The sequence below is a fragment of the Acinetobacter piscicola genome (assembly GCF_015218165.1).
Lineage (GTDB): Bacteria > Pseudomonadota > Gammaproteobacteria > Pseudomonadales > Moraxellaceae > Acinetobacter > Acinetobacter piscicola_A.
In genome coordinates this window covers 2,901,687-2,925,460 of record NZ_CP048659.1, presented here as the reverse complement: position 1 = coordinate 2,925,460, position 23,774 = coordinate 2,901,687, and the positions used below count along the sequence as shown (strand labels likewise).

Sequence of the window (23,774 nt, the reverse complement as noted above, 5' to 3'; positions counted from 1 at the left end):
AAATGAGCACTAAACTTAAAAATGGTCAGTCACGCTACCAATCAAAAGCCAAAGTTGTGACCATTAAAAAATTTCAGTTATCGACGTTGAGAAAGGCAACTGATCGTTTAAATGATGCAGTGTTCGAAAAACATGGTGATGCGTATCTCGAATTCCCTGTGATTATCCATGGAGATGGTAGCCCTTCTGACGTTTTTAATCTGTATTTGCTGAAAAAACTTGAGCAAGCAATACAGTATGATTTTAAAACATTTGCATCTATTGCCAATCAGCTTGTTGATTTTCAGCGGTTTCTTGAAGATGAACAGCTTGACTGTTTAAAGTTTCATAAATTGAAACAACAAAACGCAATTTTTAAATATCGTACGCGTCTTATTGAACAAGCCAATGCAGGCCTAATTTCAGCCAGTTCTGCACGTGGTCGAATTAATGCAGTGGTGAATTTTTATCGATTTCTTGTCACAAAAGACTTGGTTGACCATCAACGCTATGGACTGCCATTTCAAGATGTGTACAAATATATTGCGGTAGACAATGAGTTTGGCGCACGTCGAAAAATGGCAATTAAGTCGCATGACCTTGCGATTCATGTTCCTGCTAAAGCTCATAACCCTGAGGCGATTAAGGATGGTGGTGAATTAAGTCCACTCAGCGTTGAAGAGCAAGCTATTATCTTAAAAGCATTGAAAAAATCATCACGTGAATATCAGTTGATGTTTTATCTTGCATTGTTTACAGGTGCCCGTTTACAAACGATTTGTACTCTACGAATCAAAAACTTAATTGGTCGTGAGCCTGATAATCATGGCTTTATCCGTCTGCCTGTTGGGGCTGGGACAAGCATTGATAGCAAATTTCAAAAGCCGATGACGCTGCTAATTCCGCATTGGTTAGTGCAAGATCTTAAAATTTATATCAATAGTGAGCAAGCACGTCAGCGTAGACAGAAGTCAAACTATGCTAACTCGGATGAAAACTATGTGTTTCTCACTAAGCTTGGTACACCTTTCTATACAAGCAAAGCTGAACAGCAAGAATTGACCGAGAAGATCAAAAGCTCTAACTCATTTGGGGCTAGGCTTAAACTCTATGAAGGCGAAGCGGTACGTAGTTATTTAAAAGGTGTGTTATTACCCGAAATTCGCTTGATTGATCCACAATTTAAAAGTTTTAAGTTTCATGATTTACGCGCCAGTTTTGGTATGAACCTGCTTGAAAGTCAGTTACAACACCTGCCAGAAGGTCACTCGGCGATGACAGCTGTCGAATATGTGCAAGCTCGCATGGGTCATCGCAATATCAGTACCACTTTACAGTACTTGAATTATAAATCACGACTGGAATGGCGCAGTAAAATTCAGCATGAGTATGAATCAAGTTTGATGAAGTATGTGATGTCTTCTGTTAATTCAGCAGGAGATTTGTCATGAATTTCACACGCACTCCATTGTTTGTTCATATCACCGATATCAATAAACAGCTTACTGAGCATGAGCGCCTAATACTTGTAATCAAAGATAAAACGGCCTCATTTTCTTTTAGAACTTTAGATATTGGTACATTCTTTTTTGCTAAAAGAGCATGTTCTTTCGATGTATCAGACAATGAGCTTGTCGCTTCTTTTGATGAAAAAAGACGCTATTTTTTAAAATGTTTTACAGATTATCTACTGCAAATGGATGGATCGAACCTATCAAAAGGGTTGTTCTATTCCATCATCAAGATGTTTTTGGATTGGATTGATCAACAAAAGAAAATTTTTGATTTATCCGATAAGGACAGCATGATCGATGCCTATCGTCGCTATAGTAAATCTCTGGTTGATCGGACTTTGCTTGCGGACACTGATGAAGATAACTTGGCTGCGCATACCGCAAAGCAGTATCAGCGTTATGTTGCCAAACTGATTGCATATGTATTTGATTGTCATGAAATTGATATTTCTAGTCAAGCGATGCAAGTACAGTCTCAGCGTTATGATGTGCCTATTTTACCGATTGCAGAACAAGATCATCAAAAAACTTATGCAACTTTGTTAAATGTCTTTCTTGAAATTCATCATATTGTTGTACAAGAAAATGACTTTCCTGCGCATTTTCAATCTGTAGATGACGAAGTTTTTAATTTCTATTCTGGATTTCATCATCAAGTTGAAAAACAGCATATTCAGTTCGATATGCAGAGGTATCTAGCTAAATATACGGCTATTCCATCTTTGTCAAAAATGCTAGCTGATTTTGAGTTAGAAGAAGATAGTGAGCATCGAAAGCGTATACGTGAAAACCGCAATCAAGCGATCCGTAAACTTGAAGAACGCAACAAAAATAAGCGGCATTTAGAGCGTGAAAGACTTGCATCCTACGGCCTGACCATCGGCATGCTGTTATTTATTGCACAAACTGGAGCAAATCTAGACACTGCTCAACAGTTACACCTTGATACGATGGAAATCCTACCGAGTACACAAGGCCGACGCTTTTCAGGAACGAAAAGCCGTGCAAGAGGCAAGACAGTACGGCCAGAGTTTGGAGTTAAATTTGAGCCGATTTTTAGAAAAATTTTAGAACTTCGCGCTTGGTATATTCAAGATGAGTCATGTGATTTTGTATTTCTGCTACGTAATGAAGTGCGAAAATTAAGCGCAATTGGAAATAATAAACTTCAATTACTTAAAAGATTTTTGCAGCGTATTTTCCCGAAAATGGCTTGGATCACCCCACAAGAGTGGCGCAAGCATGTTAGCAGTCAATATGTTGAATTGAGCGATGGTGATTTATTGCTTGAAGTCGAAAAAATGGGACACTCACTCGATACTGCGAAGAAAAATTACAGTCGAACTTCATTTAAAGATGCAAGCCAACAGATTTCACAATTCTTTTATGAACTGCGAGAAGTTGCAGTGTCACAAACTCGAACCGTTGAACGTATTCCTGTGCAAACGCTAGATGAGCCTGTTGATGTTCAGACCTTGCCAGTCGGGGCTTGTATGACAACAAATCTACAGCCTGAAAAAGCAACGGGTTTTGCTGCACAAGCTCCATCGCCTAACTGCCAACAATTTGAGCATTGCTTATTCTGCCAACACTATGCAGTCCACGCTGATGACGAAGATGTGCGTAAGCTTTTATCACTGAAAAGCCTGCTCGGCTACGTTAAACAAAAAGCTACGGACTTAATCAAGTGGGAACAGCAGTTTGGGGTTGTACTACACCGAATTGACGAAGTACTCAACGATTTATCAAATACTTATGAAAATTTACGTAATCGTATTTTTTCAATTCAAGAAGAAGTAGAAAGCGGTGATTTAGATGCGTATTGGCTGAATCATTTTGAATTGCTAATTGATTTGGGGTGGATATCATGAGTTCATTTAATTCGTATTTGTATGCCAGTGGCGTTGCTGAGCAGTTTTTACCAGATGAATATCGTTTGGAGAATAATCAGCTGACTGTTCCCACAAGCTTTATTTTATCCCGTATGTCAAATGGCACAACATTATCTCAATTTGGCGATGATGTTTGGGACTTTTCACCCTATCTGCCGAAGTGTCACTGTAAATTAAATTTTAAAAGCTGGTTGAAACATGCTCGTGAGAATGATTTTCTCTTCTGTCAAATACGTGCTGAAATGAAAAAAATCATTTTTGCGTTGCTTTATATAAAATCAGGTAAGTCGATTATTAAAAGTGTTGAGCAACGCCATCTTGTCTTGCGACAGTTTGCTGCAATTGCTTACCGCAATGGTTGCACATTGACACAATTATTTAGTGATGCAGGTTATATTGCGAAAGTGCATGAGGCTTATGCTGGTATCAGTTATCAAAGAGCTAATCACATCAAAGCATTTTTAACTGATTGTTTTGCATTACAGCAGCAGTACCCATTGCTCATTCCTGCGTTTAGTACATATAAACCGATTGAGAATTTAGCAAGACTTGCTGCACAAATACGCTTGCGATCAGGTAAAGTCGGCCCGCAAACAAAACTTATTCCTTCACGTATTTATATTGCCTTAATTAATGCTTTAGCAGATTTATTAAACGAGTTTAATCAAAATGCGCCTGCTTTGCTGAAATGGTTTCAACGGATTCAGCAAGATGTAAATTTTGCCCTGATGCCTGTTGAGCTTAGACGTGCTAAACGAGCGATAAGTTTCAACGATGCACGTGATTTGCTGGGGTTAACTCAGCTTTTTGAGAATCATCAGATTCAAAAACATGCCAATCTCACTCGTTATATGACGTTGATTCAAGGCATGGCCAAACTTTGGATTCATCTATTTACAGGTATGCGGGATAATGAAGTTAATCAACTGTCTTATGATTGCTATCAAACTATTCAAAGTAATGAGCATCTTGTGCATGTCATTATGGGTTATACCTCCAAGTTGCATGGTGGTGGAAATAAATCGACGTATTGGATCACGTTTGAAGATATTCAAACTGGCGTACATGCAGCACAAAGTATTGGTGAAATCTACGCCATATTTAATCCGCATTACGATTTTTCTAATCCTGCTGAATATCCATTATTTCCAACACGATATTCACAAAAACATAGGCATAAAAACAATCGAAATATCGAAAATGAAACGGATTTTATCTCTAATTTTGAAGGTGCTCCAACGCGAACCAATGCTAGTTTTAATCAGTATTTAAGCCGTATTTCTGTATTGCTTGGAGAGGGGTTGAAAATCACAGAAAGTGATATCGCCGAGCTTGAAGCTTTTGATGGTTTCCGTAACTGGCGTGAAGAAAAAGACTGTCAAATTGGTCAATATTGGAATATTTGTACCCATCAATTCAGGCGTTCACTGGCTGTGTATGGCGCTCGTTCAGGCATGATCGGACTTGGCGCTTTGTCAGTCCAATTTAAGCATCTAACAGAGTCTATGACGTTGTATTACCGTAATAATGCGGTATTTGCACCAAGTATTTTAGTGAGTGACAGTCAAAAAGAGTTTATTCAAGAACTGGAATATCAGCGCTTGGTACATTCTTATGCGCAATTTGAAGAGGGTGTAATTAATAGTGCTGGCCGTTTACTTGGTGGGGCAGGAACCTATTTGCAGCTACAAAAAGACCGCGAGCAATTACTCACAGTATTTCCAAACCGTGATGAAACCATTAAGCGTATGAAAAAGGGTGAAATTGCCTATAAGCCTAGCTTGTTTGGCGCATGTACCAACCCTGATTCTTGCGAAAAAATTTCTTTTACGGCTATTACGAGCTGTTTGAGTTGTGCCCATGCTGTGTTTGATGCAACAAGTGCTGAAAAAATACAAAAAGCGGTTCAGCGACTACAACGGCAGCGAGATATGCAAGTACAGAACAGTCTGCTATACGAGCAAATGGACAGTGATATTTTGGCTTTAAACAAAATGATTCAAAAAATTAAAATGATTAATATTGAGGTGTAAAATATGAGTGTACTTAATGATTATTACGCTGCTTTAGAGCGATTAAAAGCCAACAAACCGATTGTTCTACCGAAAGGCTCTGCCATTAATAACGATACGGTTGCAATGGAGGCTGGACGTAAACGAGGCTCGATTAAAAAGAGCCGTCATGCAGCATTAATTGAGGCAATTGAGCAAGCTGCACAGGCAGCAGGGCAAAATCTTCTTTCGCCTGCCCAGCAAATTGAGCAAGCGAAAACTAAGACCAAAGCGGTGAAAAGTGATTATGAGCAGCTGAAAGAAGATTATGAAATACTGCTGGAAAAGTGCAATTCTTTATTGTTGGAAAATTTTGAGTTGAGGCAAAGTACTCGGACTATTTGATTGATATAGCCACTCAGTTTATGAACTTAGTGGCTTTTTAATAAACGGAGTAAAAAATATGCCGTTAAACTTATTTCCACGGTCTGAGGTCTACTATTTTGATGATGCTCGAAGATTCTTTATTGACTAATACCACCATATCTACAGCATTGGCTTTTAAGGGTAGCCACGCATCTGCTTTTGGATATTTGGCTAAAGTTTTTTCAACGTCTGCTTTTGAGTTGTACTGTTGCAGTTCTACAAGTGGTAATGCACGTTGTTGGATTTGGTGTTTGGCTTGAGTGAGTTCTACATAGCGTTCTGGACGCTGTGCAATTGAAATACCGCTAAATACTTCTGCAAACATTTCATCATTGCGTTGTTGTGTGTCTTTGGCAAATTCAGCGGCAACATATTGCGGTTTAAACCATGAAGGTTTTTGGAATTGTGGCTGTGCTTGCTGAATATTCGTATCAACTAATTCATTTTTTCTAACCAACTCAAAACGATCTACATTATAAACCAACCATGCAGGGCGACCTTGTTCGATACTAAATACCCCATAACATAAAGCCACAATTTGAATGAGAATAATGACACTTAGGTCAAATTTTAGTGTTTTTTTACCTTCTTTATAAACCAATAAACCTAAAAGTGGTCCTAAAATCACATCGATGACCAATAGCATTAAAAAAATATGGGTTACACCAACAGCAGAGGCAAGTGGAGATGGATACCAGACAAAAAAAACTAATGCGACAATACAAAGTGCTATCCCAAAGGAAATAGTGAGATGGCTTAGAAAAAATTTTAGACGTTTAGACATTACAATCATTTTAATACATAAAAATATTTTTGCTGCTTTGTTAAAGAATCAACCATACATAAAAATTCGGTAAAGTGTTGAGTTGGTGGTTTTCCACGTCCATTAAATTTTGTGTCAGGAATAATTTTAATCAGACGTTTCAAGTGCTCACGAAATCTAAAAAGTGCTAATGTATCAATAATATGATTTGCATTTTCAACCAGTTCGTTAGGTGGGCTTTCAAAATTAACTGCTTTGAGTTGTGATGAAATAGCACACGCATCAACCAAACATTCTTCAACCAAATGCGTCGCAGTCGCTTTTATTTGTTGCTCGGTCTCATTCTCAACCGTCCAATCTTCTAATAAAATATTCAAATCTTGTTTCATGAGTTGAAATTGAGATATGAACATTTTTACTGGGATATAACTCATGATTTAGCCTCTAAATAAATTATCTGAAATTCGCTGGTGCAAACTTAGTACAATCAGCATCAGATGAACCCGTCCATTCTAATGAGCCAGTTGTTGTATTAATAGTAGGGGTTAAAGTTAAAGCAGGTGTTGCGGCATCACAAGCTGTATCAATATCCTTAACAGTTACATCGATTACACCATTAGTTACAGTTAAATCATTCACATATTTAGATGTAATATCGGTAGCGTCGGCTAAACCTGCTTTTGCATTATCAATACTCATCAAAGTATTTAAGTCTGCATAGCTTTCTGCCACGCCTGTTTTTGCCACATCAATAAACATCACGACTTCAGAGACTTTGGCACGTTTAACATAGTTACTGTATAGTGGTAATGCTATAGAAGCCAAAATACCAATTATTGCTACCACAATCATCAGTTCTATCAAGGTAAATCCTTGTTGTTGTGACATAGCCTTACTCCCAGCCATTAGTTATAAAAATACAAAGCAAGAACCAAGCCAAAATAAATTTTAATTTATTTCAATAACTTAATATTATTATTCTTTATTGTAAACTCTACGGTTTCCGTCGAAAAGTGACAAATATTTTACATTTAAGCTATTTTACTCGCAAATGCAACCAACTCACTTTCCATGGAATAATGTGTGAAATATCATCTTCTCCCCACATTGGCGGTTGATGGTCACCCACAACGACAATTTCCACACCTTGCATTTCAGGTTTTTGAATCATGATGGCAAGGTCATCAAAAAACTGTGTTTGTAATTGTGCATTACGGCAAGCATCACTTTTGGGATTTATGGCAAACTTTTGACAGTCAAAACGCTGATTATGAATATCTTGTTTTGCATAAGGTTGATGTGATGTCAGCGTCATCCAATAGAAAAATAGTTTATCTTGCTGGTATTTTGAAAAAATCTGACTTACTTGATTCATCAATGCACTATCACAAGCACCTTTAAATGCAGCACAGCGACGCAACTGCATAAAATGCTCACCAAACAAAGTGTGTTGAAAACCTGCTTTGGGATACCACTCCACTCTGTCATACAGCAAACCACTTGTACCATGTAGAGCGATGGTCTGGTAGTTATTTGCCTTGAATAGATTCGGTAAGCAGTTTACATATTGTTCTTGTTCAAGTTTTCCTAAAGCAAAGCCGCTATTCGCTACTAATTTTAATCCACATAATTCTCTTAATTCACCTGCCACAGTGGCACCAAATGTCCGAATTGTACCTGTATGAATAAAATCGAAATTTCCTTGTTGAGCATAAATTTTATTTAATACCTCTCGTTGTGCTTGTAGGTTGCGTAATTCTCCCCATGACTCTGCTACAATAAAAAAGATTTTATCCGAATAGGGTTGTTGTAATAAGGTTGCGGCACGTTGTTCTGGTTGCTCTAAAGGCTCAAATTTGGGTAGAACATTGACTAAACCGACAAAATTATCTTGAATAATCTCTTTATATAATAAGCTCTGACTATGTGCAATATAGTAATTATCTCTACCCAAGATGGCTTTAAAATTTGAATACATTATCCCCAAATTCATAAAAACATAAGAAATAAGTAGTAAAATAATTAAAATAATACTTGGGTAAGGTGGCGGTAAGCGTTTAGGTGTAGAATAATAAGTAATCACTACAACCATGACTATGATACAAATGCAAAAAAACACCATCAGTACCAAATAATTTGTAGGGGCTTGCGGAATAAATGATACAAGATAACGAATCGCAGCTAAGTCCATAAATGGAAAAATTTGCACCACGAACATGAGTAAATCGACACACATTGCCAATACTAAAAGCAATCCGCCAAACAAACGAATTGCTCTATAGGGCAGCACGATAAAAAACAAAGCAAGCAGATAATCAAAGTTAAATAATGGGCGAGAAACTGCTGCATAATATGCTAAAGTTAGAAAAATAAGATTAGGTAAAATAATAAGCAGACCAATATGCCCTAATTCACTTAATTTAGGCAGAGGAAATTCTCGTTTTAGGAAATTTTTTAAGTCCATGATATTTCTTGTATTATAAAAAAAATCATAAAGCTCATTTTTCTTGCATACTCCACAACAAAATTCTTGGACATATTATTTATACTGCTACATTATAATACTTTATTTTTAAACTCTAAAATTAAATCACTTAAATAATTATGACACAAAGGATTCAAGCGTTTATAAGCAGATTGAATATCATTGAGTTTTCTAATGTCTACATCTCCAGCAGATTTTTCTGTCGTTTCGACATAATTCAACGGCTTTCCTTCAATCCAGTCATTGTATGCGGCGAGTTTATCATCTACCCACCCACTATGTTTTATGCAATTATTAATAAGTCTTAACTCATTCATCGCCTTATAATCTGTAAAAGTTTCAATATCTATTTCTTTGTCTTTTAATTGTTTTTTTAAAAAGTCAATGCGGTATAAACTTTTTTGATTAATGTCAGGGTAAAGAATATTAATTGCTTTTTTGGTTGTAATTTCAACTTTTTTATATAAGGCAATAATCGCCAGTTCATATGTCAAATCTAAAACATCTTTCAGATGCTCATTTTGGTCAATTAGCCCCTCTTGTATATCGTATTTTTCATCTTCACTCAATTCATTATCAGCATCAAGCTCCTGATATTGTTGGCTGATTTCATTAGATTCAATCGCTTGAGCATGACTGATGTGTTGTATTAAATGGTCAATTTCTTCGCCTAAATGTGTCAGAGATTCCAATTGTAGTCGTTTGAATCCGTTTATATTTTTTGAATGTTTCTTTGGCAACATCGCTTAATTCCTGATTTTGATTTTATCAACAATACGCACACAAATAAAAAAGAGTGTGGACTAAGCCACACCCTTTTTATTGCAAATTACGCTAAGATTAACGGAAGTTTGCAGGGACAAATTTAGTACAGGTTGCATCAGATGTACCAGCCCAGTCCAATGAACCAGTAGTTGTATTAGGGGTTGGCGTTAAAGTTAAAGCAGCTGTTGCAGCATCACAACCTGCATCAATATCTTGAACATCAACTGTAATTACACCATCAGTAACAGTCATTTTTTCCACATACTTAGATGTAATATCTGTTGCGGCAGCCAAACCTGCTTTAGCGTTATCAATACCTGTCAAAGTATTTAAGTCTGCATAACCTTCTGCAACGCCCGTTTTTGCAGATGCAATGAATGCAACCACTTCAGACATTTTTGCACGTTTAGTGTAGTCTTGGTACGCAGGAAGTGCGATTGCAGCCAAGATACCAATAATAGCGACAACAATCATCAACTCGATAAGCGTAAAGCCTTTTTGAGCGTTCATAAACATTCTCCACAAATGTTGTTAATTTAATTATAAGCTTTGTAAGCTATTTTAATATTAGCACTAAACGTGCCAACTTTTATTATAGACAATTTACACAGAAAAACAGCACCTTACACATAAAAAATTTAAGTCTTTTTATTCGACTATATATTTTTGTTAAAAAGTGACAAATTTTATCAGGTTGAATTTTATGCTCTGGACAAATATTGTCATTGTGTGATGCGTGTCACATATATTCGGTTGTTCTTTTTTCGGTGTTGTAATGTCGTTCTTTATGTTGAAGTCTATCGCTTGAAATTTTCTGGGTATAGTCGGGCGCTATTTCTACCATCGTTAGTGCATCTCAATCTCACTCTTTACTTAGTTTATGACACGTTGTTTCAGTTGCTTCAATTTGCACGATTGAGTCGCTTAACCGTTTTGCATTGGCAGGAATTTTGATTAGGTACGCTGTTTCTTTAAAGGCACTACAATCATCTAGACTTATTATCACTACGGCTTGTTTATCTTCTCTATTAATAAGTACAGGTGCGTGATCGTCTATAACGTAATCGAGTATATCTGCTAAATTGTCTTGCAGCTCAGCACATGTAATGACTTTCATTTCTGCTCCTTAAAAATTTTGTTTATCTAAAAGCTGGGCAGCCTGTTTTAATCGGGCAGGAACGGTATTTTGAGTGCGACATGCTTCGATAAATTGCTTGAACTGAGTATGACTTAACTGAATATGAGTGTGTTCATGCAAAATTTGTGGTGCGTGATTTTGAATTAAATAAATGAAAAAATCACTGAGTGTAGGGTAGTCTAGAACAATCGCAGCTTGTTCTGCAAATTGCTTTGTTTCAGCATCTAGATGTATTTCTATAGATTCATTGTTGGTCATCATTCGTCTGTTTTTGAGCATAAAATTTTAAGGTCGATATGAATACAAAAAGTCTCTTTTGGTGATTGCTTATTTTTAATTAGGCGGACTAAAACACGTTTTTAACACTTTACGCATTTTTTAGGATATGGACAAACGTGAAAAATTTGTCGTTATAAAAGCATGTCTATATGGACAAAATATAAAATAGAGTAAATGAATAGAATTCAAAAGTTTGGAGCGTGTCCATATAAAGTGACTTATGGAATGGATCGAATTATGTTAATAAAATACTAATTGATAATATATCATTCGATTTTTATTTAGAAATATGTGGTTTTCAAAAAAGATCATATAAATATGTTTTTAATCAGCTTTTAGATATTTTACCAGATATATTAAAATCATTAAAAATAGGAGGGGATTTTGTTGTTGATATGATCGAGCAAGGTTATAATAATTATTATAATTTTAGTATAAAGAAAGAATTTTATTTGGTTAAATCTATAAATATTTATCAAGAGCCAGTTGGTAAGGATGAAATATTAAATGTAAGTGACCTAATTTTAACTTTTGATAATATCAAAAATAATTTTCTAGAATTAATAGCTAATCATTTTTCTGATGAATTATATCAAATCTATTATGATTATTTGAATTTCGATAGGAGTTAAGTTTTAATGTTTATCTCATCTTTCAACTGTTATATTGTGGAATGCTAAACAAATTAGTAGGGGCAATACCCAGGAAACAGGACTTCATTACAATAGATACAGGTATTATTCACCTTATGTAGGGCGCTTTATCAGTAAAGATCCGATTGGATTATTGGGTGGATTGAATACTTTTGCTTATGCGCCGAATCCTGTTGAATGGGTCGATCCATTGGTTTAGCAAAAAAATTATGCTGTATTTGTAATGATGGTTCTACAGGCCGATCTAATAAACAAGAAGTAATAAAGGCCTTAGCCGATGATCCATTACAACCGAAACATGTACGTGGATGGGTTAAAAATGAATTAAGGCATATTGAGACTGGTAATAGAAAAACCGTTAGATTACCAGGTAATTCCAGAAATTCTAGATCAAAAGGTTATGAGTTGGCTCATGGTCGAAATACAGAGGCTAAAGACGGTTATTGCTATAGACACTCACAATTACAAAATGCAGATTTACATAAAACTCAACATAAAATAGGAGGATATTGATTTGGCTATTGAAAAGAAAATTAAGAATATTTTGAATTTTTCTTCTCAAGAAAGATATGATTATTTTATTAGAAAAGCTGTTGATTTTGAAAAAGTTTGGGGGCTGTATAATAATGGTTGGGCAACCTCTAAATTTAATGAAGACTATGTAATTCCCTTTTGGCCAGAAAAAATCTTTGCAGAACTTTGTGCTAATAATGAGTGGGAAGGGTATACCCCTAAATTTCTATCGTTAAAAGTATTTATGGAAAAATGGATAATAGGAATGCAACAAGATAGCTATGGTGCTTTAATTTTTCCTATTCCAAATGGTCAGGGTATTCTAGTACCACTGCACATTTTAAAAGAGGATTTATTGAATGAACAAGAACAGTATGAATAGGTGGTTCTGTCGCATTAAGGCGATCTTCAGCTACTATTGAATTTTGTAGGAGCTGAATATGTCATTGATCCAAGATGCTTTTAAACGATTACATTACCCTAGTGATGTAATTGCTCAATGTATTCGATGGTATCTAACTTATTCACTAAGTTTACGTGATTTAGAAGAAATGATGATAGAACGTGGCATTCTAGTAGATCACTCAACGATACATCGTTGGATCATCCGTCTTGTTCCAATCATCAGTAAAAAAATGGCTCGATGCAAGAAATCAGTTAATCAGTTTTGGCATATTGATGAAACCTATATCAAAATTAAAGGACAATGGCATTACTTATATAGAGCTATTGATTCAAATGGAAAAACAGTCGATTTTTTACTAACAAAACACCGTGATACCAAAGCTGCCCATCGGTTCTTTAAAAATGCAATCAGTAAACATGCTTGCCCTATTCGTGTGACAATGGATAAAAGTGGAGCAAATAAAAAAGCAGTTGAAAGCTTTAATGTTGGATTTACTCGTTTTAGACCTATTAAAATTCGGCAAAATAAATATTTAAATAATCGAATTGAACAAGATCATCGTTTTATTAAAAAGAGAGTGCGAGCAATGTTATGTTTGAAAACTTTTCACACAGCTAAAATTATGTTGGCTGGAATAGAATTGATACATATGATTCATAAAGAACAGTTTAATTTTTCAGGTGAAAAACCGACTTCTATAGGATCATTTTATCAATTGATTAGCTAATACAAATGGTTAGCTCAGTTTTTCGACTTAAAATCCTTAATGCGACAGAACCGGTTTTTTATATCGAAGTTGCCATGACTTATTACCATCAGTTTTGACACGAATGTATAAACCATTGCCATCGAGTTCCCGATACTCTTTTAATTCAGGTTCAAGATTGGAAATTACAGTATCAGACAAAGGACGGCGTTTTATTTCTGATCTTTTCATTTATCCGTGTATCCCTTGAGTTCAATATTTCTCAAAGGATACACAAGGGGATACATGGAAAGCAACACTATAGCTAGTTATGTTTGGTTATGTTTAGGCAAGAAAAAAGGCTTAATCCCTTTAGAATCAAGCCTTTTGTCTTTAAAACTTGGCATATTTTGCCATGTTTTGGAAGGTATTTGGTGGAGATGGCGGGAGTACAACTCAATTTTTAAATCTTTGATTTATTAATATGTTTTTGGTGTGGGAGTTGCACTGTGTAACATATGTGTAACAAGTTGATTTGATGCATCATGATTAATTGTGATTGATTATGATGAATCGTGATGAACAGCCGATTTAAACTGAGTTCAGTTGAGTTTTTTGGATTTGAACTCAAAACCAATATACCATATTTTTAAAATTAGAAAAGGCGCTTAAATTGCGCCTTCTTCTTTTAAGATTTCTCTTCGCATTTTTTGAACTGATGAAGCCGTCCAATCTTTGCGATTTGCAAATTCACGATCTGGAGGGTATTGGTCCAAGTAATACTTTTTAAATGTATTTACTGCCATGCCCAATTCTTGAGCAACTTTTGTCATAGAGTACCATTTCATCAACCTTCCTCCTTCCTGTAAGCCCAATAATCGATACTCGGCTCAGCAGTTAAAACCAAATCTTTTTTACAGTTTGTGCACTTAATATCCCATTCACCAATGTGATTATCTTCATGCACTTGATTGTTAATATCTTCTCGATTCATACCCCATGAACAGTAAGGGCAATCAAAGTCCATCATGCTTCCAACACTCCTTCACTCACCAGCTTCTCAATAACCCACGCTTCACCCAAAGTGGTAAACATTGGCTGTGAAAAACCAAGTTCGGTTTGTTTTACCTCGCCAAAACCCTTGTCAATAAACCACTGCTGAAAAAGTCGAGCACGCTTAACGCCACGATGATAAACATTGAGCGAATCTAGAATTTTATTCATCTTGATTGCTGACATTTTAATTTTTTGAGCAACTTGTGAAGCATTGAGTAGGGTAGAGCGCTCAACAACAGTGTCATAATAAGTGACTTTCGGTGCAGCAAGTTCAAGCTGTTTTGCTTGATCAGCTGCAAGCTGCAATGCTTCCGAGAAAGTTTGGGGGACCGCACTTTTAGCACAATTCTCCAATTCATGTAATCGTTGAATAACCTGATAGCGCAATTTAATGCTATACCCAGTAATAAGTGTTTCCACTAAATTTTTAGGTAATAAATATTCAGTATAAGTTTGACCATTTTGGGGGTGTATCCAGTTTTGGATATACCCCTTTGGATCTAAATCCAATTCACTAAACATGGTTTCACAATCACGCTTTACATGAAAATGCTCTTTACCTGTCAGCTCTGCAATTAAGCGAGTGGACATAGTGAGCTGCGAACTTTTAACAATTAACTCATTCATGCCCTTGCTCCTGTGCTTCAATTATTGCTTTGAATTCCTCAAAATCGCAATTTTCAGGATCTGTATCAGTAAGTAATTCTTGAATTTTGCAAGCTGTACGCCACCATTCCACCACACGTGGATTTTCAGATTCAAAGGGGTAAACTTTGCTTTTCGGATCACGCTGAAAAACATTTGTTGATGATGCTAAAAGATCAACTAATTTTAAAGTTTGCTCAATGATTTCAAAGTCTGTGCGATATGGATCTGAACCACTTTCTCCAATAAAGCGCTTCTGTTTTTCATGATCAAGAACAACAAATTGTTTAGCAGACTCTTTAAACTCAGATGCCATGTAATTTAAATGATAAAGAACAGTGTCTTTCTCATCTTGATGCTTAAAGCTAAGTTCAGGCACTTTGTTAAATAAGTAATTAGCTGAAAGCTTTGGCACCAAAACAAACCCTTCTGGTACGGCTTGGGCTTTAGATCTTCTCAATCCGATAAGCCATGAGTCCCACGCAACCCGAGTTGGTTCATGCAAATACTCATCACACTCATCAACCTCAAATCCATACCCTGCAAATTCAACAAGACCTGCATCTGTTATATGTTCCTCAAACGCTTCACGTTCTTTATTAATTTCCATCTCATCACCCTAATATCTGAAAATTATGATGCTTCAAGTTGATTGCTGTCATTTTGGTACAGTGTTGGCAGCGTGTTCTTGAGCGCTTCTTTAATTCAGCTTCATCTTCTTTTAGCCTTTCGCGCTGGTCCGCAATATCTTGCTGAATACGAGTGAAATAACTTACTGAATCTTTAATCCATAAAACTGGATTAACTTTTGTGCCACATTTCTTACAAACCAATTCAAGGGCTTTGGTATCAATTTCAACAAACATGTGTTGGCATTTCTTGGTATTTTTTCTAGGAAATTCCAACACATTGTTTTCAATATCAACAACCAAGTGATCTTGAAGTGGATATCTGCTATTCGGTGGGTATGTTTTTTCCATCACGCCACCTTCTTTGCTGCAATATGCAACTTAGATAAAAGTAAGCAAGTTTCGTTGGTTTCAGCATTGGAAACCTTTGAAAACTTGATATTTTTAACAGCAAGCTCCGCATCACTAACAAGCATTAAATTATCAATGCGAATATCGGTTTTATCTTCATTAATAAAAACGATTTTATGATTTTCTGGGATAGGTCCTTTGACCTGCTCCCACAGCCAACGATGTTTTAAAACAAATTGAGGGTGTTCTTCGCGAATCTTTATCAAGACATAACCATCTTTTGCACATGTGCGCTCACTAAATAAAGGCTTGGTGTTGTGTGGTACATTGCCTTTTTTAAAGCTTGTAGCATTTGCGCCCATGTAACCAGTTTTCCCATCATTCCATGCACTTTGACCCTTGATAAATCTTCCTGTGTTTGGAACACCTAAAAAATTATTTTTACTGCACCAGCGCTGCATAGAATCATTTGTGCGATTCTCACCAAATTTGGCATTAAATTTTTCAGCCATTTGAGTACGTGGCAGGTGTGCAATCGACTTTAAAAACTCAACCTGGTCGACTGTAAAGTGTTTTCGACTCATGTCACACCTCAATATTGCCAGTTTCAATGCGTGGCGCTTCTTGGTTTGGATTTAAGCCTTTATAGCCAGCAACAAGCTTTACTGCTTCAAGTTGTGTATTGTGTGCTTTAATGATTTCAGCACTCACAACCTGCATTGTTTCAGCACGCTTTACTTCCATTTCCAAATTGTCTTTGCTAGCAGTAGCAAGTCGATCCAATTGATCGAATAAGTGTTTGTTCAAATCTTTTAATGTGCTCATCACGCCACCTTCCTTAATTCACTGATAAATTCTTTACCAATCGCAAGCCAATGATTTAAATAGTCTTGCCATAAAATTTGACAAGCTTTATTCATTTTTCCGCTTGCCCACAAAACAATTTGTCTGCGCTCTTTCGGCATTTTTGGATTAATACAAAGCATCGAGCCATCGCCATTCATTTTCGCTTTGTAGCCAATTACCGTGAGGAATGCAGCGAATAATTGAAAATGAGTTTTAGGGATTTTTTTCATGCCGCAATTCTCCCTTTGCTTCGTTCAGCAAATAACTTTTCGTAATAAGCCTGACAGTGTGGAATTTTGTCTTTTATCTTCTGAATTATTGACTCATCACGCTCAATAACAACAGTCGTAAGACGTTCACGAATATCGATCATTTCAACAAGATCAATTAATTGCTCTCGATCATCCCAATCTTTTGTAAGTTCAATAGGACAAGGGAATAACCAAAAATCAATGTTTGCTACTTCACAATCGTAAAGCCACATATACGCCTGCATCTGAATGTTGTAACCCGCTTTTTTGACTTTTTCTTGCGCCTCATCCTGGAAAAATGGGTGAGTACCAATATCCCAAGTGCATTTAGTGTCGATGATCAATTTTTTGCTTAAATCAAGAACATCACATTCACCAGTGATCAAATCATTACTGATTCGACCATTGTGTTTTTGATAGTTACGCTTACGTGTACGACCTGACATTTGAATTGCAATATCTTCAAGCATATTGCCTTTTGCTGTGTAACTATTGCCTGTAAATGATCGGAAAGTGTATAAATCCTCTTTAACAATTGAGCGAATTTCTGACTTTGCTGTATCACTAATGGCAGCCGATTTTACTCGACTATCACCAATTAATTTATGCAGAGATGAGGCACGGAATAGTTTCATTATTGAGCCTCCACCGCTACTTTTTGAGCATCTGTCAGCTCGTAACTATTAGAAATGTATGCTTTATCAATTGCACCTGCATTTAATTGTTCGAGTAAATCATTAAATTCACCATCTAAAAGCACAAGCTTCGGAGCTTCGATAGGGGTGACTACTGACTTATTATCAATGTAGTCGGGCGCTTGCTCACCATTAACAGTGCGCATTACTGCCTGATCTGAATCAATGGCTTTTTGAAGATCAACTGACAGTGGTGCCCAGTGAGTTAATAATTTTTTGAGTACAGTTTTCTTGCTCATAGCATCAAAATTTTGATGCCAAGTGCTGTAGTTTTTATCATCATCTACAGCTTTTTTATAAGTCTTGCTGTAGTTGTAAGCATGATTCTTCAGCTCATCAAGAGTCATATTTTCATGAGCTTCAAACCCATCCAATAACTTAAACCAAGCCACATAACCAACAATTTGACCACCGTCAACTCTAGGTGGGAAAAGTGATGTTAAACGACTCATAATCATTTCATTTGTATCACCATAAAATACAGGGCAGACATTGATTGATTTAAACTGATTTGAGCGTAGAGCTAACTGAATGAAACCTTTATAGCCAATTTGCAATTGTGCCTCAGTGTGCCATTCATCCTTCCAACCATTTGCTTTGCACTTTTTATTTACGTTGTAAGGCAAAATATAAGCAAACCCAAAATTTGGATTAACAGGCAAGTCTAGTGTGGCAGCGGTTACAGCAGCAGCATAAACAGTTTCAGGATTTGCACTAGCAAGTTGACTATTTGTTGCTGTTAATTGCAAAACTGTAGTTACAAAGCTTTTTGCTTTTTCACCCAAAATACTTTGAATCTTTTTTAACGCACCTTGATCTTTGAAGTATTGCTGAACAGGGTTGACTTGTGGAGTTGCCACTTGATTTGTATTCACTGGCGCATTCATATTCATCTCCAAGGCGGACTATGCCGCACATTCCAAAATATAGTTTTTGATTTTATTCAATTGATTTAAAACATCAGTCATGTAATAAATTTTTGATTTCAAAGTGAATTCATTACTCAAATACAAATGAATGCTTTCAAATCCACGACCTGTATATGTCATATGTAAAGAACCACCAACCATCTCAATGATGGTGTCATTTGGATCAGAAAGAGCGATTAGTTCATCAGCAATTTGTGATACAAGTGACTCAAGGCGAGCTACTTCGATTGAATCAGTATTGACTTGAATGTTCATCTCAATCCCCTTGATACGCACCCACGACGTTTTTACGTGGGTAAATTGGGTTGTCATAAACAGGTGTTGGATAATATGCACGACCTGAATATTGATTTTTTTCAGTCACTTTTTGCATATTTTTTAAGAAGTCTTGAGCTGAACAACGAATGTCTAACTCAACCCAAGATGCACCATTCCATTTTTGAACCATGTCACCAACTTGGCGATACAAGAATTCACCGTAGCCAGTGCATTCCTTGTGTGTCGCAAGGAGTGAAAGAGGGAGAGGCATGTTCACTTCACACCCCCGACAATCGCTGCGCTGATCCGCTCATATTCAGAGCGATCAAGATAAACTTCGCTTAACTCTTTCGAGTTTTTAAACACGGTTACATCGTCAATTTGCTGCACAGAACCATCAACAAGTTCATAATCCAAGTTGATTGTCAGGTCATCAGCTTTAAGTTGAGCAGGGCAGAAGCCTTTGCAATTTGGCAAGTAGGTCAACACTTCGTACTTGCTTGGGTGGATGTTTACAGGCAATTCCTGAGCTGTTGGCTCCAATGCCCAAGCAGTTGCAAGGATTGCGGAAAGACCAAGGGCGGTGACCGCAGTCTTGTAATGTTGTTTGAATAGAGTCATACTTATCTCACTCTTTGAGTAAAAGCACATTTGATTTCGAGGTCGGTGTGCTTTTTTGTTGTTTGGTGAGATAATAATAACGATGTTATTATTTTATATCAATAGCAATGTTATTAAATTTACAAATTTTTAAAAACAAAGTTATAAAAAACCCGCCTAAGCGGGTAAATAATAAAATTGTTATTAAGATTTTATTAATTATAGCGAGCAGACTTCTTAAATGTTCTTCGATGCTCAACAACTGTGCCAATAATTTCTACATGTTGTCGATCTGAACTAATGATTGGAAAGTCTGGATTTAGCGGTACTAGGTCAAAAACCTCAATACCATTCTCATTAATTCCACGACTGCGGTACTTTTTAAAAGTAATTTCACCCTTATTGTTTTGAGCAAGAACGAAATCAGTTGGTGCAGGCTCCACTTTTGTATCAATGATAATTAAATCACCCTCCCTAAACTCATCCATCATACTATCGCCAACGACATGTGCAGCGAACGTCTGGTTGCTCACATCAATACTAGTGAAAGTGTAGTCGTCAGCAGGTAGGAATATTGTTTCCCGCCAATTGCCAGCTTGCACATAAGTCAGTATTGGTACGCGCTTCAACCCTTTGATTGACGCTATTTCAGCGTTATTGTCGAATGCATCAGTAGTAATCACAGCAGCATTATTTATTGTTGATGCTAATTCAGGACTAATATCAGAAGGGTTGATATTAAAATAAGTAGAAAGCTTCACCAATGCATCTAAATTAAGCGGTGTTCTTGCATTTAAGTATGCACTAAAAGCTCCTTGAGTGCTCCAACCGCAGGCAGCCGAAACATCTTCTTGAGTCACTTTTCGACCCTGAGCTTTTTCGAAATCACGAAATTTCACCCAAGCATCTTTTAGTCGCTCAGCATCTTTCTGTCTTTCAAACGTCAACGGTTTTCTCGCCATGATGCACATTTCTTTTAATACCTTTGATGCATTTATCTTAATAACGCTGTTATTAAACAACAAATAACAATGTTATTGCAACTATTAAATAGCAATGTTATTATTTTGATTGTTTCAATAGCAAAGTTATTATTTTATGGAAACCTTACCTTTAACCGCTTTGGTTGAGAAACATGGACGAGAAGAAGTTGCAGAGATGGTCGGCTGTCACTTAACAAATATAAATCATGTGATTGCGAATGATCGTGAAGTGTATGCCGTTTTGAATGACAACAAGCAAATTATGCACTGCTTTGAAGTTCGGAAATTCCCAAACAGGAAAATTTCAAAAGCTAAAAAACAAAAAACCTCAGCTGGCTAGAGCTGAGGTTTCTTTAATTCAAACTTTAGAAGGCATGAATATGAAATCAAATTTAGCACATGAGCCACTACAACCGCAAGGTCAAATGGTTCAGTTTCCAAAGAAAGAGCGACAAATCATGTCGGGCAATAAGTTTAACTATGTGAATGGTATCCGAGACATTCCAATGGAGAAAACAACCAAGCATGTAGCCATCACTCTAGCAACGTATGCAGACTATGAGACTGGTATTTGTTACCCAACAATTAAAACTCTAATGGCTGCCACAGGACTATCAAATCGCGCTGTTTGTTTGCATCTAATGAAACTAGAAGAGCTTGGTTTTATGGTTTCAAAAAAAGCAGATGGTCGCAATTCGAAATACAAATTCATTGCTAAGAACATCCATAAAGCAGTGACGGAAAGTCACCGCTTAAATAAGTCAAGCAGTGACTTTGACGACATAGAAGCAGTGACCCTGAAGCAAGAAGCAGTGACTTTGACGACACAAAGCAGTGACGCAGGGTCACACAAACATTTAATAACTACCAATAACAATCAAATTAACTCACACACAGGGGAAAAAGCGCCTGAATTTTTTGATCAAGACGATTCCTGGAAACCAAATCAAAACTTCCTAAAAACAATTTTGCTTCAAACAAAATTCAGCAACCGTGCGGATGAAATTATCTCGGTCCCTGATTTCGATTTTCACTTGGGTAATTTCAATGCTCACTGGGAAAACAAAATTGATCTCACTGAAAACCAAAAAACAAGAAAGTTTGCAGCTTGGTTGGTTCAGGAGTTTGAAAAGCAATTGGCTAAGGCTAATCGTGCTGAAAAACAAAAAGTGTCTTATCAACCTGCTTCATCGAAAAATTCACAAACGATGAAAGCACATGATGAATTCTTTGCCCAGTACGGCATTGGATCTACAAGCCAAGAATCAGATTTTATTGATGTTCACTCATCTGAAATCAAAACGATTGGGGGTAACAACCAATGACACAGTTTTCGACACAAGACGCAGCACGTTTGATGAACAAAATGAAAGCGTTCTACGGCAAAAAGTATGCTGAACAATGGTGTGATATTCCTGCTTCTGAAATCGCTGACGCAATGGTTGAGTGTTTGCAAGGTTTGTCAGCAGAAGATTTTAAGCGTGGTTATTTGCGTATGCAAAAATCTACGTTCTGCCCAACAATTCCTGAATTTCGCTCATGGTGCGAACCACAAACAAGCGAGTGGCTTGGCGCTCACGAAGCATGGGCAATTGCTGAGAAGTCAATCGGTTTTGATGGCGAAGAACTCACAGTGATCTGGACTGAGCAAATGGCCCAAGCATTCAGTCGTTGTGAAAACTTGGTAAAGACTGGCGATAAATTTCAACGTGCTGAAGCGAAGAAGATTTTTTGTGATGTTTATGATCGTCTTGTTGATCAAGCGAAAGACCAAGGTCTGAAGCCTGAGTACATCACAAGTCTAGGCACAGACAAAGACCAAGCGATTACAGCTATCCAACAAGCCGAATTAGAGGGGTTTTTAACTGATCCTATGGCTCAGCATCAACTTGAGCATAAAACCTCAACAGCGGACTTGCAGAGAGAATCTGAGCAATACAAAACAACAGCGCAAAAGGCGTTAGCTTCAATTGCTGACAAGATTAAGCGCAACGTGAACAAGATGCAGCCTGAGCACAAAGAAGTTCAAGCGTGGGAAACAGTCGATATTGCACATGTGGATCCATTCGATGACTTGGAGCAGTACAAGGCGAATTTAGCACTTGATGGAAAGCCAGTACCACCTGCGGTGAAAACTTGGGAAATGACTTTGGCTCAATTGGTTGAAAAGCGTAGAGCGATGATGAAAGGAGACGCAGCATGAAAAATATTGAACGAATCGTTTGTTGGTTTAGTTGCGGTGCTGCATCTGCTGTTGCAACAAAAATCATGCTTCAACAAGCATCGAAGATTTTTCCAAATGTTCCCGCTGTCATTGCGAATAGTCCGATTCAAGAAGAGCACTCAGACAATAAGCGTTTCTTTGGTGAGTGTCAGCAGTGGTTTGATCAAGAGATTATCAAAATCTTTAATCCGAAATATCCAGAAGGTCAAAACTCAATTTTTGAAGTATTTAAAAAAGGATATTTAAAAGGTGTGAATGGTGCGCCATGCACGACTCAACTGAAACGCATCCCTCGCGGCTCATTTCAAAAAGAGGGTGACTTGCATGTTTTTGGGTACGACTTGGATGAAATTGATCGAGCGCAAGATTTTGAAGAAAGAAACCCATCTTTGAATGTGTATTTCCCGTTAATTGAATCTGATTTAACAAAAGCTGATTGCTTAGCGATGCTTCAAGACGCAGGTATTCGCATTCCAAAAATGTATGAGCTTGGGTACATGAATAATAACTGCATTGGCTGTGTGAAAGGGGGGGCAGGATATTGGAACAAGATTCGTAAAGATTTTCCTGAGACTTTTGAGCGCATGGCAATCGTTGAGCGTGAAATTGGGCATTCAATTTTAAAGAATGAAAACGGTCCTATTTTTCTTGATGAGTTGAATCCAAAAATGGGGCGATACAAAGACGAACCAGATATTGACTGTTCTTTCAGTTGTCAGATTGCGAAAGAAGATAACGACTGGAAAGTATTGAAGTTTAAGGAAGAAGCATGAAACAACTCCTAATTTTAATCGCAGTTTGCGCCCTAGTTTGGGTTA

Annotated in this window: 33 protein-coding genes and 2 pseudogenes; 12 read left to right on the top strand and 23 right to left on the bottom strand. The window is 36.9% G+C overall.

What is annotated here, in order from left to right; all coding sequences use genetic code 11:
- The first annotated feature begins 2 nt into the window (after window positions 1-2).
- The 4 genes from G0028_RS14440 to G0028_RS14425 are packed head-to-tail and all read left to right on the top strand — an operon-like array spanning window position 3 to window position 5,781.
- On the top strand, window positions 3-1,430 hold the full coding sequence (locus G0028_RS14440; RefSeq protein ID WP_180047482.1) for a tyrosine-type recombinase/integrase: 1,428 nt from the start codon (window positions 3-5) through the stop codon (window positions 1,428-1,430).
- Window positions 1,427-3,364, top strand: coding sequence for a hypothetical protein (locus G0028_RS14435; protein ID WP_180047480.1), 1,938 nt, complete (start codon window positions 1,427-1,429; stop codon window positions 3,362-3,364). Before G0028_RS14440 ends, G0028_RS14435 begins: the two co-directional genes overlap by 4 nt.
- Window positions 3,361-5,418 (top strand): hypothetical protein, encoded by a 2,058-nt coding sequence (locus tag G0028_RS14430; RefSeq protein WP_180047478.1) that lies wholly within the window; start codon window positions 3,361-3,363, stop codon window positions 5,416-5,418. Before G0028_RS14435 ends, G0028_RS14430 begins: the two co-directional genes overlap by 4 nt.
- 3 nt (window positions 5,419-5,421) lie before the next feature.
- Window positions 5,422-5,781, top strand: coding sequence for a hypothetical protein (locus G0028_RS14425; RefSeq protein ID WP_180047476.1), 360 nt, complete (start codon window positions 5,422-5,424; stop codon window positions 5,779-5,781).
- Between the two features lie 70 nt (window positions 5,782-5,851).
- On the opposite strand, the gene tfpZ is transcribed toward G0028_RS14425, so the two are convergent.
- From tfpZ to G0028_RS14385, 8 genes are all read right to left on the bottom strand, one after another.
- On the bottom strand, window positions 5,852-6,586 hold the full coding sequence (tfpZ, locus tag G0028_RS14420; protein WP_180047474.1) for a TfpX/TfpZ family type IV pilin accessory protein: 735 nt from the start codon (window positions 6,584-6,586) through the stop codon (window positions 5,852-5,854).
- A 5-nt stretch (window positions 6,587-6,591) separates the two neighbouring features.
- The gene (locus tag G0028_RS14415; protein ID WP_180047472.1) at window positions 6,592-6,999 is read right to left on the bottom strand and encodes a hypothetical protein; all 408 of its coding nucleotides are present in this window, start codon (window positions 6,997-6,999) and stop codon (window positions 6,592-6,594) included.
- Window positions 7,000-7,018: 19 nt separating this feature from the next.
- The gene (locus G0028_RS14410) at window positions 7,019-7,453 is read right to left on the bottom strand and encodes a pilin (protein WP_180047470.1); all 435 of its coding nucleotides are present in this window, start codon (window positions 7,451-7,453) and stop codon (window positions 7,019-7,021) included.
- Between the two features lie 148 nt (window positions 7,454-7,601).
- Window positions 7,602-9,029, bottom strand: coding sequence for a sulfatase-like hydrolase/transferase (locus G0028_RS14405; RefSeq protein WP_180047468.1), 1,428 nt, complete (start codon window positions 9,027-9,029; stop codon window positions 7,602-7,604).
- Window positions 9,030-9,121: 92 nt separating this feature from the next.
- Window positions 9,122-9,793: a hypothetical protein gene (locus G0028_RS14400; RefSeq protein ID WP_180047465.1), complete on the bottom strand. Its 672-nt coding sequence runs from the start codon at window positions 9,791-9,793 to the stop codon at window positions 9,122-9,124.
- Between the two features lie 97 nt (window positions 9,794-9,890).
- Window positions 9,891-10,325, bottom strand: a complete 435-nt coding sequence (locus G0028_RS14395) for a pilin (RefSeq protein WP_180047463.1) — start codon at window positions 10,323-10,325, stop codon at window positions 9,891-9,893.
- 352 nt (window positions 10,326-10,677) lie between these two features.
- Window positions 10,678-10,932 (bottom strand): type II toxin-antitoxin system Phd/YefM family antitoxin, encoded by a 255-nt coding sequence (locus G0028_RS14390; protein WP_180047461.1) that lies wholly within the window; start codon window positions 10,930-10,932, stop codon window positions 10,678-10,680.
- Window positions 10,933-10,941: 9 nt separating this feature from the next.
- A complete protein-coding gene (locus tag G0028_RS14385) occupies window positions 10,942-11,214 on the bottom strand; it encodes a DUF1778 domain-containing protein (protein WP_227554732.1) in 273 nt (90 codons plus the stop codon).
- A gap of 413 nt (window positions 11,215-11,627) precedes the next feature.
- On the opposite strand from G0028_RS14385, the gene G0028_RS14380 reads away from it, so the two are divergent.
- From G0028_RS14380 to G0028_RS14360, 5 genes and pseudogenes are all read left to right on the top strand, one after another.
- Window positions 11,628-11,864 (top strand): hypothetical protein, encoded by a 237-nt coding sequence (locus G0028_RS14380; RefSeq protein WP_180048051.1) that lies wholly within the window; start codon window positions 11,628-11,630, stop codon window positions 11,862-11,864.
- Between the two features lie 70 nt (window positions 11,865-11,934).
- Window positions 11,935-12,078, top strand: a pseudogene (locus tag G0028_RS14375) (RHS repeat-associated core domain-containing protein); the annotation flags it as partial.
- The gene (locus tag G0028_RS14370; protein ID WP_194088731.1) at window positions 12,063-12,398 is read left to right on the top strand and encodes a polymorphic toxin type 8 domain-containing protein; all 336 of its coding nucleotides are present in this window, start codon (window positions 12,063-12,065) and stop codon (window positions 12,396-12,398) included. The pseudogene G0028_RS14375 and the gene G0028_RS14370, both read left to right, overlap by 16 nt.
- A gap of 1 nt (window position 12,399) precedes the next feature.
- Entirely contained in the window at window positions 12,400-12,780 is a 381-nt protein-coding gene (locus G0028_RS14365) for a DUF2750 domain-containing protein (protein WP_180048049.1), read from the top strand.
- Window positions 12,781-12,838: 58 nt separating this feature from the next.
- On the top strand, window positions 12,839-13,531 hold the full coding sequence (locus G0028_RS14360; protein WP_180048047.1) for an IS6 family transposase: 693 nt from the start codon (window positions 12,839-12,841) through the stop codon (window positions 13,529-13,531).
- Between the two features lie 51 nt (window positions 13,532-13,582).
- On the opposite strand, the pseudogene G0028_RS14355 reads toward G0028_RS14360, so the two are convergent.
- The 15 genes and pseudogenes from G0028_RS14355 to G0028_RS14285 all read right to left on the bottom strand — a co-directional run.
- Window positions 13,583-13,741, bottom strand: a pseudogene (locus G0028_RS14355) (Arm DNA-binding domain-containing protein); the annotation flags it as partial.
- A 416-nt stretch (window positions 13,742-14,157) separates the two neighbouring features.
- Window positions 14,158-14,337, bottom strand: coding sequence for a hypothetical protein (locus tag G0028_RS14350; protein ID WP_180048045.1), 180 nt, complete (start codon window positions 14,335-14,337; stop codon window positions 14,158-14,160).
- Window positions 14,337-14,519 carry a hypothetical protein gene (locus G0028_RS14345; protein ID WP_194088730.1) on the bottom strand — a complete coding sequence of 61 codons (183 nt, stop codon included), beginning with the start codon at window positions 14,517-14,519 and terminating at the stop codon, window positions 14,337-14,339. The genes G0028_RS14350 and G0028_RS14345 overlap by 1 nt, the downstream gene beginning before the upstream one ends.
- The gene (locus G0028_RS14340) at window positions 14,516-15,172 is read right to left on the bottom strand and encodes a Rha family transcriptional regulator (RefSeq protein WP_194088729.1); all 657 of its coding nucleotides are present in this window, start codon (window positions 15,170-15,172) and stop codon (window positions 14,516-14,518) included. The genes G0028_RS14345 and G0028_RS14340 overlap by 4 nt, the downstream gene beginning before the upstream one ends.
- Entirely contained in the window at window positions 15,165-15,800 is a 636-nt protein-coding gene (locus G0028_RS14335) for a hypothetical protein (RefSeq protein WP_180047950.1), read from the bottom strand. Before G0028_RS14335 ends, G0028_RS14340 begins: the two co-directional genes overlap by 8 nt.
- Before the next feature lie 4 nt (window positions 15,801-15,804).
- A complete protein-coding gene (locus tag G0028_RS14330) occupies window positions 15,805-16,170 on the bottom strand; it encodes a hypothetical protein (protein ID WP_180047952.1) in 366 nt (121 codons plus the stop codon).
- Entirely contained in the window at window positions 16,170-16,682 is a 513-nt protein-coding gene (locus G0028_RS14325; RefSeq protein WP_194088720.1) for an HNH endonuclease signature motif containing protein, read from the bottom strand. The genes G0028_RS14330 and G0028_RS14325 overlap by 1 nt, the downstream gene beginning before the upstream one ends.
- A 73-nt stretch (window positions 16,683-16,755) precedes the next feature.
- Window positions 16,756-16,995, bottom strand: coding sequence for a hypothetical protein (locus G0028_RS14320; RefSeq protein ID WP_180047956.1), 240 nt, complete (start codon window positions 16,993-16,995; stop codon window positions 16,756-16,758).
- Complete coding sequence (locus G0028_RS14315) at window positions 16,995-17,246, bottom strand: hypothetical protein (RefSeq protein WP_180047958.1); 252 nt, start codon at window positions 17,244-17,246, stop codon at window positions 16,995-16,997. The genes G0028_RS14320 and G0028_RS14315 overlap by 1 nt, the downstream gene beginning before the upstream one ends.
- Window positions 17,243-17,902 carry a hypothetical protein gene (locus G0028_RS14310; protein WP_180047960.1) on the bottom strand — a complete coding sequence of 220 codons (660 nt, stop codon included), beginning with the start codon at window positions 17,900-17,902 and terminating at the stop codon, window positions 17,243-17,245. The genes G0028_RS14315 and G0028_RS14310 overlap by 4 nt, the downstream gene beginning before the upstream one ends.
- Window positions 17,902-18,849: a recombinase RecT gene (locus tag G0028_RS14305; protein ID WP_180047962.1), complete on the bottom strand. Its 948-nt coding sequence runs from the start codon at window positions 18,847-18,849 to the stop codon at window positions 17,902-17,904. The genes G0028_RS14310 and G0028_RS14305 overlap by 1 nt, the downstream gene beginning before the upstream one ends.
- A gap of 18 nt (window positions 18,850-18,867) precedes the next feature.
- The gene (locus G0028_RS14300) at window positions 18,868-19,146 is read right to left on the bottom strand and encodes a hypothetical protein (RefSeq protein ID WP_180047964.1); all 279 of its coding nucleotides are present in this window, start codon (window positions 19,144-19,146) and stop codon (window positions 18,868-18,870) included.
- A gap of 1 nt (window position 19,147) precedes the next feature.
- On the bottom strand, window positions 19,148-19,420 hold the full coding sequence (locus G0028_RS14295; protein WP_227554723.1) for a hypothetical protein: 273 nt from the start codon (window positions 19,418-19,420) through the stop codon (window positions 19,148-19,150).
- Window positions 19,421-19,422: 2 nt separating this feature from the next.
- Complete coding sequence (locus G0028_RS14290) at window positions 19,423-19,770, bottom strand: hypothetical protein (RefSeq protein ID WP_180047968.1); 348 nt, start codon at window positions 19,768-19,770, stop codon at window positions 19,423-19,425.
- 194 nt (window positions 19,771-19,964) lie between these two features.
- A complete protein-coding gene (locus tag G0028_RS14285) occupies window positions 19,965-20,711 on the bottom strand; it encodes a S24 family peptidase (RefSeq protein ID WP_180048059.1) in 747 nt (248 codons plus the stop codon).
- A gap of 266 nt (window positions 20,712-20,977) precedes the next feature.
- Here G0028_RS14285 and G0028_RS14275 point away from each other — a divergent pair, with 266 nt between their 5' ends.
- The 3 genes from G0028_RS14275 to G0028_RS14265 are packed head-to-tail and all read left to right on the top strand — an operon-like array spanning window position 20,978 to window position 23,729.
- On the top strand, window positions 20,978-22,057 hold the full coding sequence (locus G0028_RS14275; RefSeq protein WP_227554731.1) for a helix-turn-helix domain-containing protein: 1,080 nt from the start codon (window positions 20,978-20,980) through the stop codon (window positions 22,055-22,057).
- Window positions 22,054-22,935, top strand: coding sequence for a hypothetical protein (locus G0028_RS14270; protein ID WP_227554730.1), 882 nt, complete (start codon window positions 22,054-22,056; stop codon window positions 22,933-22,935). Before G0028_RS14275 ends, G0028_RS14270 begins: the two co-directional genes overlap by 4 nt.
- The gene (locus G0028_RS14265; RefSeq protein ID WP_194088719.1) at window positions 22,932-23,729 is read left to right on the top strand and encodes a hypothetical protein; all 798 of its coding nucleotides are present in this window, start codon (window positions 22,932-22,934) and stop codon (window positions 23,727-23,729) included. The genes G0028_RS14270 and G0028_RS14265 overlap by 4 nt, the downstream gene beginning before the upstream one ends.
- Window positions 23,730-23,774: the final 45 nt, after the last annotated feature.

Excerpts from the sequence above, each read along its gene's own strand:
- G0028_RS14325 (WP_194088720.1), bottom strand. The coding sequence starts at position 16,682 with ATGGCTGAAAAATTTAATGCCAAATTTGGTGAGAATCGCACAAATGAT.
- G0028_RS14405 (WP_180047468.1), bottom strand. The coding sequence starts at position 9,029 with ATGGACTTAAAAAATTTCCTAAAACGAGAATTTCCTCTGCCTAAATTA.
- G0028_RS14440 (WP_180047482.1), top strand. The coding sequence starts at position 3 with ATGAGCACTAAACTTAAAAATGGTCAGTCACGCTACCAATCAAAAGCC.
- G0028_RS14290 (WP_180047968.1), bottom strand. The coding sequence starts at position 19,770 with ATGACTCTATTCAAACAACATTACAAGACTGCGGTCACCGCCCTTGGT.
- G0028_RS14385 (WP_227554732.1), bottom strand. The coding sequence starts at position 11,214 with ATGATGACCAACAATGAATCTATAGAAATACATCTAGATGCTGAAACA.
- G0028_RS14270 (WP_227554730.1), top strand. The coding sequence starts at position 22,054 with ATGACACAGTTTTCGACACAAGACGCAGCACGTTTGATGAACAAAATG.
- G0028_RS14415 (WP_180047472.1), bottom strand. The coding sequence starts at position 6,999 with ATGAGTTATATCCCAGTAAAAATGTTCATATCTCAATTTCAACTCATG.
- G0028_RS14310 (WP_180047960.1), bottom strand. The coding sequence starts at position 17,902 with ATGAAACTATTCCGTGCCTCATCTCTGCATAAATTAATTGGTGATAGT.
- G0028_RS14390 (WP_180047461.1), bottom strand. The coding sequence starts at position 10,932 with ATGAAAGTCATTACATGTGCTGAGCTGCAAGACAATTTAGCAGATATA.
- G0028_RS14350 (WP_180048045.1), bottom strand. The coding sequence starts at position 14,337 with ATGAAATGGTACTCTATGACAAAAGTTGCTCAAGAATTGGGCATGGCA.
- G0028_RS14335 (WP_180047950.1), bottom strand. The coding sequence starts at position 15,800 with ATGGAAATTAATAAAGAACGTGAAGCGTTTGAGGAACATATAACAGAT.
- G0028_RS14430 (WP_180047478.1), top strand. The coding sequence starts at position 3,361 with ATGAGTTCATTTAATTCGTATTTGTATGCCAGTGGCGTTGCTGAGCAG.
- G0028_RS14305 (WP_180047962.1), bottom strand. The coding sequence starts at position 18,849 with ATGAATGCGCCAGTGAATACAAATCAAGTGGCAACTCCACAAGTCAAC.
- G0028_RS14340 (WP_194088729.1), bottom strand. The coding sequence starts at position 15,172 with ATGAATGAGTTAATTGTTAAAAGTTCGCAGCTCACTATGTCCACTCGC.
- G0028_RS14435 (WP_180047480.1), top strand. The coding sequence starts at position 1,427 with ATGAATTTCACACGCACTCCATTGTTTGTTCATATCACCGATATCAAT.
- G0028_RS14295 (WP_227554723.1), bottom strand. The coding sequence starts at position 19,420 with ATGCCTCTCCCTCTTTCACTCCTTGCGACACACAAGGAATGCACTGGC.
- G0028_RS14330 (WP_180047952.1), bottom strand. The coding sequence starts at position 16,170 with ATGGAAAAAACATACCCACCGAATAGCAGATATCCACTTCAAGATCAC.
- G0028_RS14395 (WP_180047463.1), bottom strand. The coding sequence starts at position 10,325 with ATGAACGCTCAAAAAGGCTTTACGCTTATCGAGTTGATGATTGTTGTC.
- G0028_RS14345 (WP_194088730.1), bottom strand. The coding sequence starts at position 14,519 with ATGATGGACTTTGATTGCCCTTACTGTTCATGGGGTATGAATCGAGAA.
- G0028_RS14265 (WP_194088719.1), top strand. The coding sequence starts at position 22,932 with ATGAAAAATATTGAACGAATCGTTTGTTGGTTTAGTTGCGGTGCTGCA.
- G0028_RS14275 (WP_227554731.1), top strand. The coding sequence starts at position 20,978 with ATGACAACAAGCAAATTATGCACTGCTTTGAAGTTCGGAAATTCCCAA.
- G0028_RS14380 (WP_180048051.1), top strand. The coding sequence starts at position 11,628 with ATGATCGAGCAAGGTTATAATAATTATTATAATTTTAGTATAAAGAAA.
- tfpZ (WP_180047474.1), bottom strand. The coding sequence starts at position 6,586 with ATGTCTAAACGTCTAAAATTTTTTCTAAGCCATCTCACTATTTCCTTT.
- G0028_RS14410 (WP_180047470.1), bottom strand. The coding sequence starts at position 7,453 with ATGTCACAACAACAAGGATTTACCTTGATAGAACTGATGATTGTGGTA.
- G0028_RS14370 (WP_194088731.1), top strand. The coding sequence starts at position 12,063 with ATGGGTCGATCCATTGGTTTAGCAAAAAAATTATGCTGTATTTGTAAT.
- G0028_RS14400 (WP_180047465.1), bottom strand. The coding sequence starts at position 9,793 with ATGTTGCCAAAGAAACATTCAAAAAATATAAACGGATTCAAACGACTA.
- G0028_RS14300 (WP_180047964.1), bottom strand. The coding sequence starts at position 19,146 with ATGAACATTCAAGTCAATACTGATTCAATCGAAGTAGCTCGCCTTGAG.
- G0028_RS14285 (WP_180048059.1), bottom strand. The coding sequence starts at position 20,711 with ATGGCGAGAAAACCGTTGACGTTTGAAAGACAGAAAGATGCTGAGCGA.
- G0028_RS14315 (WP_180047958.1), bottom strand. The coding sequence starts at position 17,246 with ATGAAAAAAATCCCTAAAACTCATTTTCAATTATTCGCTGCATTCCTC.
- G0028_RS14425 (WP_180047476.1), top strand. The coding sequence starts at position 5,422 with ATGAGTGTACTTAATGATTATTACGCTGCTTTAGAGCGATTAAAAGCC.
- G0028_RS14360 (WP_180048047.1), top strand. The coding sequence starts at position 12,839 with ATGTCATTGATCCAAGATGCTTTTAAACGATTACATTACCCTAGTGAT.
- G0028_RS14320 (WP_180047956.1), bottom strand. The coding sequence starts at position 16,995 with ATGAGCACATTAAAAGATTTGAACAAACACTTATTCGATCAATTGGAT.